Annotated in this window: 11 protein-coding genes; 10 read left to right on the forward strand and 1 reads right to left on the reverse strand. The window is 72.7% G+C overall.

Translation table 11 applies throughout. The features are described from left to right. The 7 genes from VI078_05005 to ppdK form a co-directional block, all read left to right on the forward strand. On the forward strand, positions 1-766 hold a 766-nt coding region (locus VI078_05005), incomplete at its 5' end, for a hypothetical protein (GenBank protein ID HEY5998646.1). 49 nt (positions 767-815) lie between these two features. Beyond that, the gene (gene hisG, locus VI078_05010; protein HEY5998647.1) at positions 816-1,688 is read left to right on the forward strand and encodes an ATP phosphoribosyltransferase; all 873 of its coding nucleotides are present in this window, start codon (positions 816-818) and stop codon (positions 1,686-1,688) included. Between the two features lie 173 nt (positions 1,689-1,861). Further along, the gene (locus VI078_05015) at positions 1,862-2,857 is read left to right on the forward strand and encodes a PhoH family protein (GenBank protein HEY5998648.1); all 996 of its coding nucleotides are present in this window, start codon (positions 1,862-1,864) and stop codon (positions 2,855-2,857) included. Then, positions 2,857-3,318, forward strand: a complete 462-nt coding sequence (gene ybeY / locus VI078_05020) for an rRNA maturation RNase YbeY (protein HEY5998649.1) — start codon at positions 2,857-2,859, stop codon at positions 3,316-3,318. Before VI078_05015 ends, ybeY begins: the two co-directional genes overlap by 1 nt. Next, entirely contained in the window at positions 3,306-4,226 is a 921-nt protein-coding gene (locus tag VI078_05025) for a hemolysin family protein (protein ID HEY5998650.1), read from the forward strand. Before ybeY ends, VI078_05025 begins: the two co-directional genes overlap by 13 nt. Continuing rightward, positions 4,223-4,759: a M17 family peptidase N-terminal domain-containing protein gene (locus VI078_05030; GenBank protein HEY5998651.1), complete on the forward strand. Its 537-nt coding sequence runs from the start codon at positions 4,223-4,225 to the stop codon at positions 4,757-4,759. Before VI078_05025 ends, VI078_05030 begins: the two co-directional genes overlap by 4 nt. A gap of 221 nt (positions 4,760-4,980) precedes the next feature. Next, positions 4,981-7,932 carry a pyruvate, phosphate dikinase gene (ppdK, locus tag VI078_05035; GenBank protein ID HEY5998652.1) on the forward strand — a complete coding sequence of 984 codons (2,952 nt, stop codon included), beginning with the start codon at positions 4,981-4,983 and terminating at the stop codon, positions 7,930-7,932. A 53-nt stretch (positions 7,933-7,985) separates the two neighbouring features. Here ppdK and VI078_05040 read toward each other — a convergent pair whose 3' ends face one another. Then, positions 7,986-8,657, reverse strand: coding sequence for an undecaprenyl diphosphate synthase family protein (locus tag VI078_05040; protein ID HEY5998653.1), 672 nt, complete (start codon positions 8,655-8,657; stop codon positions 7,986-7,988). A 177-nt stretch (positions 8,658-8,834) separates the two neighbouring features. Between VI078_05040 and VI078_05045 the strand changes: the two genes are divergently transcribed. From VI078_05045 to VI078_05055, 3 genes are all read left to right on the forward strand, one after another. Then, on the forward strand, positions 8,835-9,170 hold the full coding sequence (locus tag VI078_05045; GenBank protein ID HEY5998654.1) for a hypothetical protein: 336 nt from the start codon (positions 8,835-8,837) through the stop codon (positions 9,168-9,170). Between the two features lie 7 nt (positions 9,171-9,177). Beyond that, the gene (gene uvrB, locus VI078_05050) at positions 9,178-11,265 is read left to right on the forward strand and encodes an excinuclease ABC subunit UvrB (protein HEY5998655.1); all 2,088 of its coding nucleotides are present in this window, start codon (positions 9,178-9,180) and stop codon (positions 11,263-11,265) included. Beyond that, on the forward strand, positions 11,246-12,208 hold a 963-nt coding region (locus tag VI078_05055), incomplete at its 3' end, for a GIY-YIG nuclease family protein (GenBank protein ID HEY5998656.1). The genes uvrB and VI078_05055, both read left to right, overlap by 20 nt.

A 12,208-nucleotide genomic window follows, 5' to 3' on the forward strand; every position in this document is an offset into this window, starting at 1 on the left:
CATCGCGCGCAACCCCGGCGCGGCCGACGAGACGGTCGCGCGCCTCGGTGCGCTGCCGTTCCCGTCGGTGCTCGCCGCGATCGGCGGCAACCGCGAGCGGCTCGAGCGCTCGCCCGAGATCGTCGCGGCCCTGCTGGCGAACCCGGCCACGCCGGTCGAGACGGTCCGCCTCTGGCAGGAGCGCTCGCAGCGCCACTCGGGCGGGGTGTCCGTGGTGTCGGTGCCGGTGGCGGACGCGGCGGAGGAGGCCGACCACGCCTTCGACGAGGTCCTGACCGAGGACCGCGAGGACCTCGATGCCGAGGCGCGGCAGCACATGCTCGGGGGCGACGAGGCGCTCAGCGCGCGGCAGCTCTCGATCTACGCGCTGCTCAAGAAGATGACCATCGGGCAGAAGGTGGCGCTCGCGGTGAAGGGCAACCGCGAGGTGCGGAACATCCTCATCCGCGAGAACAACAAGATGCTCTGCCTCAAGGTGCTCGAGAACCCGCGCGTTGGCGACTCGGACATCGAGGCCTGGGCCAAGAGCACGAACGTCCCCGAGGACGTGCTGCGCGGCATCGCGAACAACAAGGAGTGGGTCCGCAAGTACCCGATCGTCCGGGCGCTGGCGAACAACCCGAAGGCGCCGGTCGGCGTGACGCTCGACTTCCTCAAGTGGCTGACCCTCAAGGACCTGGAGCAGGTGACGAAGAACCGCAACGTGCCGGAGGCGCTGCGCTCGGCCGCGCGCCGGCTTTTCACGCTCAAGCGGGACAAGAAGTGACGGCCGCGGTGGCCGCCCCCCCGGAACCACATCAAGGAGACCACGGGACATGAAGCTCAAGATCGGGCTCCCCAAGGGCAGCCTGCAGGAGTCGACGTTCAAGCTCTTCCGCCGGGCGGGGTTCTCCGTCACCCTCGGCTCGAGCCGCTCCCTCTACCCGAAGTTCGACGACCCCGAGATCGAGGCGCTGCTGCTGCGCGCGCAGGAGATGGGGCCCTACGTGGCCAAGGGCGTCCTCGACGTCGGCCTCACGGGCCTCGACTGGATCCGCGAGACCGGCTCGAAGGTGCACGAGGTCGCGGAGCTCAACTACGCCAAGGGCGGGCTCGGGGCGGTGCGCTGGGTGCTCGCGGTCCCGGAGGACTCGAAGGTCCGCCGGGCCGAGGACCTCGCGGGCAAGCGGGTGGCGACCGAGCTGGTGAACGTCTCGCGGCAGTTCTTCCGCAAGAAGGGCGTGAAGGTCGACCTGGAGTTCTCCTGGGGCTCGACCGAGGCCAAGCCGCCGGTTCTCGCCGACGCGATCGTCGAGCTGACCGAGACCGGCAGCTCGCTGCGCGCGAACAACCTGCGGATCGTCGAGGACGTGCTCATCTCGCGGACGAAGCTCATCGCCAACCCCGAGGCCTGGAAGAACGCCTGGAAGCGCGAGAAGATCGAGACGGTCAACCTGCTGCTGCAGGCGGCGCTGGCGGCCGAGGACAAGGTCGGGCTGAAGATGAACCTGCCGCGGGCGGCGCTGGCGAAGGTCACGAAGATCCTCCCGGCGATGCACACGCCGACCGTCTCGCAGCTGGCCGATGCGGGGTGGATCGCCATCGAGGTCATCATCGACGAGCGGGTCGTGCGGCACATCCTGCCGGGGCTCAAGAAGGCCGGCGCCAGCGGCATCGTCGAATACCCTTTGAACAAGTTGGTGGTGTAGACCGCGGCGTTGGAGAGGCCCTTTTCCGCCCTGGCCGCGTTGCCGCTCGCCTCGCTTGTGCGGCGGGCACCAGCCCGCCTCCGCGCGGGCTGCGCGGCTGCCTTGCCAGGACGCAAAATGGCGCTCTCCACCGCTGCGGTCAGCCGATCCACGAACCGGGGCAGGAAGAAGCCGTGACGGGCAAGACGACGAAGGGCGAGGAGATCCTCGAGGGCGAGAGCGATCTCGCCTGGCTCGCGGGCGGGGGCGGCAACGCCCTGCGCGCGGTCGAGGAGGCCAGCGGCGTGCACCTGGCCACCCGCGGCAACAAGGTCCTCCTCGAAGGGCCGGCGGCGCTGGTCGAGCGCGCCCGCGCCTTCCTGCGCGAGCTGGCGCGGTTGCGCGCGGGCGGCCTGGACCTGCAGCCCTCGGACGTGCGGCACGCCGGCCGCGCCTTCTTCCGCGAGGGCAGCGATCTGGCCGCGATCTTCCAGGAGGTCGTCCTCGTCGCGCCGAACAAGCGGCCGATCACGCCCAAGAGCGCGACCCAGCAGCGCTACGTGCGCGCCATCCGCGAGAACGACCTCGTGCTCGGGATCGGGCCCGCCGGCACCGGCAAGACCTTCCTCGCCATGGCCATGGGCGTCGCGCTGCTGGCGCAGAAGCGGGTCTCGCGCATCATCCTCACGCGGCCGGCGGTCGAGGCGGGCGAGCGTCTCGGCTTCCTCCCCGGGGACCTCTACGACAAGATCCACCCCTACCTGCGGCCGCTCTACGACGCGCTCTACCACATGGTCGACCCGGACCGCGTCGCCAGGCTCGTCGAGCGGGGCACGATCGAGGTCGCCCCGCTGGCGTACATGCGCGGGCGGACCCTCAACGACTCGTTCATCATCCTCGACGAGGCGCAGAACTCGACCACCGAGCAGATGAAGATGTTCCTCACGCGCCTCGGCTTCGACGCCAAGGCGGTGATCACCGGCGACGTCACGCAGATCGACCTGCCGTCGGGGCGCGCCTCGGGGCTGATCGAGGCGGCGCAGGTGCTCCACGACGTCCCGGGGGTCGGGATCGTGCGCTTCTCCGAGCGCGACGTGGTGCGCCACGAACTGGTGCAGAAGATCATCCTCGCCTACGAGCGGCACGCGCGGCGCGAGCCCGGCGCGGCGGGGACGGGGGAGGGCGGCTGATGGCGCGCGCGCGGGGGGCACCACCGGAGGTCACCGTCGTCAACCGCCAGCGCACGGCGCGGCTGAGCCGCGTGCGGATCGCGGCGGTGGCGGAGTTCGTGCTCGGGCGCGAGCGCTGCACTCCCGGCGCGCAGGTCGCGGTGATCCTCGTCGGCGACGCCGCCATCCGCGCGCTCAACCGCCGCTGGCGCGGGAAGGACGCGGCCACCGACGTGCTCTCGTTCCCGCAGCGCGAGGGCGCGGGCGGGCTGCACCCGGAGGTGCTCGGCGACGTCGTGGTCAGCGTGCCCACCGCGCTGCGGCAGGCGCGCGAGGCGCAGTGCTGCTTCGCGGCCGAGATCGACCGGCTCGTGACGCACGGGCTGCTGCACCTGCTCGGCTACGAGCACGAGGGGGACGCCGCGGCGGCGCGGCGCATGCGCCGGCGCGAGACGGCGCTGCGGCGGGCGTGGCGGCGGTGATCGTGGCGGACGAGCGGCTCCCCGACTCCTTCGTCGGCCGCATGACGCGGCTGCTCGTGCTGCCGCTCGTGCGCCTGCTCGGGGCGCTCAAGCGGGCGCTCGAGCGGCTGGTGAGCCGCCGCGGCAACGTGCCGCGCGACGAGATGATCGAGGAGGAGCTGGACTCGGTCATCACGGAGGGGCGCGCCGCGGGGGTCATGGACCAGAGCGACGAGGAGCTGCTCAAGAGCGTCATCGAGTTCGGCGACACGCTCGTGCGCGAGGTGATGGTGCCGCGCATCGACATGGGCGCCTTCGAGATCGAGACGCCGCTGCCCGAGGTCCTCGCCGCCGTGGTGCGCCGCGGTCACTCCCGCTGGCCGGTGTACCAGGAGAGCGTCGACCACATCGTGGGCATCCTCCACGCCAAGGACCTGCTGCGGGTCTGGCAGGCGGGGCAGGCCGAGGCGCCGCTCGCAGGCCTGCTGCGGCCGGTGATCTTCGTCCCGGAGAACCAGCGCATCAGCGCGCTGCTGCGCGAGTTCAAGAAGCGGCGCACCCACCTGGCGATCGTGATCGACGAGTTCGGCGGCACCGCCGGGCTCGTGACGCTCGAGGACCTCGTCGAGGAGATCATCGGCGAGATCGCCGACGAGTTCGAGGCCGGGCAGGCGCCCGCCGTCCGGGAGGTCGAGGGCGGCTGGCTGCTGGACTCGCGCGCGAGCCTCGCGGCGCTTGGCGAGCACCTCGGCCTCGCGGAGGAGGAGCTGGCCCGCCACGAGTCGGAGACCGTGGGCGGGCTCGTCAGCGAGCTGCTCGGGCGCCTGCCGCGCGCCGGCGACGAGGCGCGCATCGGCGGGTGGGTGCTGAGGGTTGCCGACACGGACGGGCGGCGCATCCTGAAGATCCTCGCGGTGCGCGCGGCATGAAGATCGGCGCGCTCTTCCACGACGTGACCCGCCTCGAGGCGGACCTGCTGGTCGCCCCGCTGTGGGAGGACGACCGGCCGCCGCACGGCCTGGCGGGGCGGGCGGACTGGCACCTCTGCGGCTTCCTCTCGCGGCTGATCCTCGAGGGAAGGCTGCGCGGGACCGCGGGCGAGACGACGCTCATCGCGGTCCAGGGCCGCCTGCCGGCGCCGCGGCTGCTGCTGCTCGGCTGCGGGGCGGGGCGGTCGATGGACGCCGCCGCCGGCGAGGCGCACGCCGCCCGGGCGGCGACCGTAGCCGCGGACCTGAAGGTCTCCTCGGTGGTCATGGAGTTGCCGGTGCGGGACACGCGCGCGGCGCTTGGGGGGCTGGTGGCGCGCGTCGGCGACCTGTTCGCCGCCGCGCTGCCGCCGGGCGACGGCGAGGTGCAGGTGCTCGCCGGCAGCGAGGCGGAGTGCGAGGTCTGGCGCGGCGCCCTGCGCGACGCGTTTCCGCGGGGGACGCCCGTCGCGCCCCGCCGGCCCCTGCGGTAAGGCGGCCGGCGCCGCCCGACCGGCGTCGCGACGGAGATTTCCTCCGGAAATCCTTGACATTGCGGTTGCCGCGCGACTAGCATGGCAGCCCGAAGTCCGGATCAACAGGCGGCCGCCGTGGTGCGACTGGACCGATCGGGAGCGCCGGCGAGCCGGGGGTTCGGGGGGGGGATTCCCTCCCGGCTGGAGGGGTGTCCCTGGGGCGCAAAGGAGCTGAATCGATGCAGGCACGGAAGGCACCGGTGACGAAGGGCGGCGCGGCGAAACTCGTCTACTTCTTCGGTGGCGGCAAGGCGGACGGCAACGCCGGCATGAAGAACCTGCTCGGCGGCAAGGGGGCGAACCTCGCCGAGATGGCCGCACTCGGGCTGCCCGTGCCCCCGGGCTTCACCGTCACCACGGAGGTCTGCACACACTACTACGCCAACGGCAAGCGCTTCCCCGAGGCGCTCGGGGCGCAGGTCGGCGCCGCGCTGGCGCGGGTCGAGCAGATCGTCGGCTGCCGCTTCGGCGACCCGGAGAACCCGCTGCTCGTCTCGGTGCGCTCCGGCGCCCGCTCCTCGATGCCCGGCATGATGGAGACCGTGCTCAACGTCGGTCTGACGTCCGCGACGATCCCGGGGATGATCGCGAAGACGAAGAACCCGCGCTTCGTCTACGACGCCTACCGCCGGCTGATCATGATGTACGCCGACGTCGTCATGGAGAAGGCTGCCGGCATCGAGCCGGCCGACGACAGGGGCGTGCGCAAGCAGCTCGAGCACCTCATGGACGAGCTCAAGCTGCGGCGGGGCTACAAGAGCGACACCGACATCACCGCGGCGGAGCTCGAGGCGCTGTGCGAGGCATTCAAGGCCAAGGTGCGCGAGGTCCTGGGCGCGGAATTCCCGGACACCGCCCCGGCGCAGCTCTGGGGGGGCATCGGCGCGGTCTTCCAGTCCTGGAACGGCAAGCGCGCGATCTCCTACCGGAAGATCGAGGGGATCCCGGAGTCCTGGGGCACGGCGGTCAACGTCCAGGCGATGGTCTTCGGCAACATGGGCGACGACTGCGCCACGGGCGTCGCCTTCACGCGCGACCCGGGCACGGGGGAGAACGGCTTCTTCGGCGAGTGGCTCGTCAACGCGCAGGGCGAGGACGTGGTCGCCGGCATCCGCACCCCCTACGCGATCAACGAGCACGCGACGAACGACCAGAACCGCCACCTGCCGACCCTCGAGCGCACGATGCCGAAGCTCTACGAGGAGCTCGTGCGCATCCGCGCGAAGCTCGAGCGGCACTACCGCAACATGCAGGACCTGGAGTTCACGATCCAGAACGGCCGGCTCTACATGCTCCAGACGCGCGACGGCAAGCGCAACGGGCCGGCGGCGCTGCGCATGGCGGTCGAGATGTGCCAGGAGCGCCTCATCGACCGCGCGACCGCGGTCGGACGCGTCAAGCCCTCGCAGCTCGACGAGCTCTACCACCCGATGGTCGACCCGGCGCGCGAGAAGGAGTTCAAGGTCCTGACGAAGGGGCTGCCCGCCGGCCCCGGCGGCGCGGTCGGGCAGATCGTGCTCACCGCCGACAAGGCGGCCGCCTGGGCGAAGGAGGGGCGCAAGGTGATCCTCGTGCGCCACGAGACCTCGCCGGAGGACGTCCACGGGATGCACGCCGCGGAGGCCATCCTCACCGCCAAGGGCGGGATGACCTCGCACGCGGCGCTGGTCGCGCGCGGCTGGGGCAAGTGCTGCGTCGTCGGCGCCGGCGCGGTGAGCATCAATCTCGCGGCGGGCACGATCACGGTCGGCGAGCAGGTGCTGCACGAGGGCGACACGATCACCCTCAACGGCACCAAGGGCGTCGTCTACGCCGGCACGCTGCCGCTGATCACGCCCGACCCGGAGAAGAACGAGCAGCTCCAGGAGTTCCTGCGCTGGTGCGACGGGATCCGGACGCTCGGCGTGCGCACGAACGCGGACACGCCCGCCGACGCCGCGCAGGCGCGCCGCTTCGGCGCGGCCGGCATCGGGCTCTGCCGCACCGAGCACATGTTCTTCGGCGAGGAGCGCATCCGCGCCATGCGCGAGATGATCCTCGCGGAGACGCCCGCGGAGCGCGAGACCGCGGTCTTCAAGCTCCTGCCCTTCCAGAAGGAGGACTTCAAGGGGATCCTGCGGGCGATGGCCGGGCTGCCGGTGACGATCCGGCTGCTCGACCCGCCGCTGCACGAGTTCGTGCCGCACGAGCCGCACCTGGTGCAGGAGCTGGCGCGGGGCATGGGCAAGGACGTGGCGAAGGTCGAGGCGCGCATCGCCCAGCTCAAGGAGCTCAACCCGATGCTCGGGCACCGCGGCTGCCGCCTCGGGGTGACCTACCCGGAGATCACGCGCATGCAGGCGCTGGCGATCCTCGAGGCGACGGCCGAGCTGATCGCCGAGGGCGTGGACGCGCGGCCCGAGATCATGGTCCCGCTCGTGGGCAACGTGCGCGAGCTGACCAACCAGAAGGACGTGATCATGAAGGCCGCCGAGGAGGTGCGCCAGCGGGCGGGCGTCAAGCGCCTCCCGTTCACGGTCGGGACCATGATCGAGGTGCCGCGCGCCGCCGTGACCGCCGACGAGATCGCCGCCGAGGCGGAGTTCTTCTCGTTCGGCACGAACGACCTGACGCAGATGGGCGGCGGTTTCTCGCGCGACGACGCCGGCAGCTTCCTGCCGTCGTACGTGGAGAAGAAGATCTACGCCGAGGACCCGTTCATCTCGCTCGACACCGCCGGCATCGGCAAGCTCATGCGCATCGGCGTGCAGCTCGGCCGCGGCGCGCGGCCCGGGCTGAAGATCGGCATCTGCGGCGAGCACGGCGGCGACCCGCCGTCGATCGCGTTCTGCCACGAGATCGGCCTGAACTACGTCTCCTGCAGCCCGTTCCGGGTGCCGATCGCGCGTCTCGCCGCGGCCCAGGCCCAGGTCGCGAACCCCCGCGGCGCCAAGGCGGCGGCGAAGAAGGCCGCGCCGGCGAAGAAGACGGGGACGACGAAGGCCGGGGCGAAGGCGGTCGCGGCCCGCACGGCGGCGCCCCCGAAGCCGACGGCGAAGGCGGCGGCGAAGAAGAAGGCCCCGGTCAGGAAGGCCGGTCCGAAGAAGGCCGTGAAGAAGGCGGCGGCGAAGAAGCCGGCCCGCCGCCGGTAGCCGTTTCCGTCACGCGCGCGCCGGGGAGGCGTCCTGGCCTTCCCGGCGCCCGCTCACTTCCCGAAGCGGCGCTGGCGCGCTCCGAAGTCCGAAAGCGCCACCTGCAACTCCCCCACGGTGAATGCGGCCCAGGGCGTCTCCGTGTGCCAGAGCTCCGCGTAGGAGCCCTGCCAGACGAACGCGTCCGGGGCCTCGAACGCCCCGCCGGCGAGGACGACGAGGTCCGGGTCCGGCACGCCCGCCGTGTCCAGCCAGGCGTCCAGGTCGTCGTCGCCGAGGGACGAACCCGGGCGCGCGACCAGGAGCCGCGAGGCGGCCCGCGCAATCTCCTCGCGTCCCCCGTAGCGCAGGAACAGGAGCAGCGTCCGCTCCGCAGGGGCGGGATGCGCGGGGGCGGCGTGGCGCATGACCTCGGGCGGCAGCCCATCCACCCGGCCGCAGGTGCGCAGCGAGGCGCCAAGGCGCGCCGCCGCCGCCTCGAGCGCCCCCGTTCCCTCGACGCAGCCGTGCCGGGCCTCCGCGGCGCCGTCGGGATCGTCCAGCAGGCGATCGACGTCCGGGGCGAAGAACGAGAACGCGCGCAGGCCGGGCGCGGCGGCGAACGCCTCGTCGGCAATGGCGGCGGCGTGACGGAGCGCCCCCGCCACGGCCGCGGCCGCGTCCCGCGGGTCGCCGGCGACGCCGCGGGCGATCACGGCGATGTGGCGGATCGGGGTCTCGTGCATCGCGGGGATGGTACGCGCCAGGCGGGGAATGTCAATTCGCCCCGGGCCGCAGTACCGCGGGTCGCACGCGACCCTGCGGGCGACACCGGCACGCCGGCGGTCGCACCGCGGTGTGCCGCCCGTCACATTGACTTTTCCTCGCGTGGAGGTCAAAGATATTCACGGAAGGGGGTGTTCATGATGCTTCCTTGGAAGTGCGTTCTGGCGACGGCCCTTGCCGGGTCGCTCGCACTGGTGGTTCCGTCGGGCCGTTCCGTCGCGGGCGAGCCGCCGGGGAAGGCCGCCGCGGAGTCGGCCGAGCACACCGTGGCTGCGGGCGACAACCTGCACCTGATCGCCGGGTACTACTACCGGGACCCGCGGCAGTGGCGAAGGGTCTGGAAGCTCAACGGCAAGGCCGTCACGCGCCCGAGCCACCTCGTCCCCGGCAGGACGCTCCGCGTCGAGCGGACGGCCGGCGTGACGTGGGACATCCCGTACGAGGAGTTCCGCGCCCGCGTCCGCGGCAAGTAGCCCCGCGGTGCCGCGTTTCCGCCTCGCCGCGCCGTTCGTCCCGCGGGGCGACCAGGGGCGGTGCATCGAGCAGCTCGCCGCCGGGGTCGGGCGCGGTGACGACGCGCAGGTGCTCCTCGGCGTCACCGGCTCGGGGAAGACGTTCACGGTCGCGAACGTCGTCGAGCGGCTCCAGCGCCCGACGCTGGTGGTCTCGCACAACAAGACCCTGGCCGCGCAGCTCTACAGCGAGTTCCGCGCGTTCTTTCCCGAGAACGCCGTCGAGTACTTCGTCTCCTACTACGACTACTACCAGCCCGAGGCGTACATCCCCACGACCGACACCTACATCGAGAAGGACTCGGCGATCAACGAGGACATCGACAAGCTGCGCCACAGCGCCACGCGCTCGCTGCTCGAGCGGCGCGACGTGCTCATCGTGGCCAGCGTCTCCTGCATCTACGGCCTCGGCGCGCCCGAGTACTACGCCAGGCTGCGCGTGCCGCTCGCGGTCGGCGAGGAGCACGGTCTGCGCCGCCTGCTGCGCGAGCTGGTCGACATCCAGTACCAGCGCAACGACCTGGACTTTCACCGGGGGACCTTCCGCGTCCGGGGGGACGTCGTCGACATCTTCCCCGCGTACGAGGGCGACGCGGCCGTGCGCGTCGAGTTCTTCGGCGACGCGATCGAGCGCATCGCGCGCATCGACCCGCTCACCGGGCAGGCGAGCGGGGGCCTCGACGCCGTGACGATCTGGCCGGGGAGCCACTACGTCGTCCCCGCGGAGGAGGTGGACCGCTCGCTGGCGGCGATCGAGGCCGAGCTGGCGGAGCGGCTGGCGTGGTTCCGGCGGGAGAACAAGCTCCTCGAGGCGCAGCGGCTGGAGCAGCGCACCCGCTTCGACCTGGAGATGATCCGCGAGCTCGGCTTCTGCTCGGGGATCGAGAACTACTCGCGCCACTTCACCAACCGCGCGCCGGGCGAGGCCCCGCCGACGCTCCTCGACTACTTCCCGAAGGACTTCCTGCTCGTCGTCGACGAGAGCCACGTCACGTTGCCGCAGCTGCGGGCGATGGCACACGGGGACCGCTCGCGCAAGGCGAGCCTGGTCGAGCACGGCTTTCGCCTGCCGTCGGCGTTCGACAACCGGCCGCTGACCTTCGAGGAGTTCGAGGCGCGGGTCTGCCAGGGCATCTACGTCTCCGCGACGCCCGCGGCGTACGAGCTGGGGCGGGCCGGCGGCCGGGTCGCCGAGCAGATCGTGCGGCCCACGGGCCTCATGGAGCCGGCGGTCGAGGTGCGCCCCGTGGCGGGGCAGGTCGAGGACCTGCTCGGGGAGATCCGGGCGCGCGCGGCGCGCGGCGAGCGCGTCCTGGTCACGGCGCTGACCAAGCGCATGGCCGAGGACCTCACCGAGCACTACGCCGAGCGCGGGCTGCGCGTGCGCTACCTGCACGCCGACGTCGAGACGCTCGAGCGGCTGCGGCTGCTGCGCGACCTGCGCCTCGGCGTCTTCGACGCGCTCATCGGCATCAACCTGCTGCGCGAGGGGCTCGACCTGCCCGAGGTCTCGCTCGTCGCGATCCTCGACGCGGACAAGGAGGGGTTCCTGCGCTCCGAGACCTCCCTCATCCAGACGGCGGGGCGCGCCGCGCGGAACATCGACGGGAAGGTCATCCTCTACGCCGACACGCTCACGCGCTCGATCCGCGCGGCGCTGGCCGAGTGCGCGCGGCGGCGCGCGATCCAGGAGGAGTACAACCGGCGCGAGGGGATCCGCCCCGAGGGGATCCGCAAGGGCGTCAGCGACGCGCTGGCCGCGGTGTACGACCGGGACTACCTCACGGTGCCCGTCGCCGGCGAGGCGGAGACGGCGTACCGCAGCCTGGGCGAGGTCGACCGCGCGGCGCGCGAGCTGGAGCGGGAGATGCGGGAGGCGGCCGCCCGGCTGGACTTCGAGCGCGCCGCGGCGCTGCGCGACCGCATCCGCGGCCTGCGGGAGATGGAGCTGGCCCTCGGCGTCGGCGAGGGCCACGTGCGCGGGCAGGCCGCCGGCGCGGCGGCGTCGGGGAAGCCGGCGAAGGGCGGGGGACGGCGTGGCCGGCAGCGTTCCTGAGTTCGCGATCGCCCCGCGGCTGCGCGCCGCGCCCGACGTCCCCGGCGTGTACCTCATGCGGGGGGCCGGCGACGAGGTGCTGTACGTCGGCAAGGCGGTCTCGCTGCGGGCCCGGCTGCGATCGTACCTCGCCCCGGAGCGCCAGGGCCCGAAGACGGAGCTGCTCGTGCGCCAGGCGGCCGCCGTGGAGTGGTTCGAGACCGACACCGAGCTCGAGGCGCTCATCCTCGAGGACACGCTCATCAAGCGCCACCGGCCGCGCTTCAACATCAGCCTGCGCGACGACAAGACCTACCCGTTCCTGCGGCTCTCGGCACAGGAGCCGTTCCCGGCGCTGACGGTCGTGCGGCGGCCCGCGCAGGACGGGGCGCGGTATTTCGGCCCGTACATCCCGGCGTCGGCGATGCACGCCACGGTGCGGCTGCTGCGCCGGCTGTTCCCGTTGCGGCTCTGCCGCACGCTGCGCCCGGGACGGCCCTGCCTGAACCACCAGATGGGGCGCTGCCTCGCGCCGTGCGCGGGGAAGGTCGACGCGGCGCGCTACGGGGAGCTGGTGCGCGGCGTCACGCTGTTTCTCCAGGGGCGCGGCGCGGAGCTGGCGGCCGGGCTGCGCCGGCACATGGCGCAGGCGGCCGAGGAGCTGCGCTACGAGGAGGCGGCCGAGCTGCGCGACCGCGTCGCGGCCATCGAGGCGACGCTCGAACGCCAGCGGGTGCATGACCCCGAGGGCGGGGACTTCGACGTCGCGGGGGTCGTGCGCCTCGGCGACCGAGTCGGCGTGTCCCTCCTGCACGTGCGGGCCGGGCGTCTCATCGGCACGGAGGCGTTCTCGCTGCGCGACCCGCTCGAGGGCGAGGGCGGCGACCGCGCGGAGGCCCTCGCCGCGGTCCTGCGCGACTGCTACGCGGGCGGGCGCGAGGTGCCGCCGGAGGTGGTCGTCCCC

It is taken from the genome of bacterium, from assembly GCA_036524115.1.
Classification (GTDB): domain Bacteria; phylum JAUVQV01; class JAUVQV01; order JAUVQV01; family DATDCY01; genus DATDCY01.

Coding starts and splice junctions, on each gene's coding strand:
- hisG (HEY5998647.1), top strand. CDS start 816: ATGAAGCTCAAGATCGGGCTCCCCAAGGGCAGCCTGCAGGAGTCGACG.
- ybeY (HEY5998649.1), top strand. CDS start 2,857: ATGGCGCGCGCGCGGGGGGCACCACCGGAGGTCACCGTCGTCAACCGC.
- VI078_05030 (HEY5998651.1), top strand. CDS start 4,223: ATGAAGATCGGCGCGCTCTTCCACGACGTGACCCGCCTCGAGGCGGAC.
- ppdK (HEY5998652.1), top strand. CDS start 4,981: ATGCAGGCACGGAAGGCACCGGTGACGAAGGGCGGCGCGGCGAAACTC.
- VI078_05040 (HEY5998653.1), bottom strand. CDS start 8,657: ATGCACGAGACCCCGATCCGCCACATCGCCGTGATCGCCCGCGGCGTC.
- VI078_05045 (HEY5998654.1), top strand. CDS start 8,835: ATGATGCTTCCTTGGAAGTGCGTTCTGGCGACGGCCCTTGCCGGGTCG.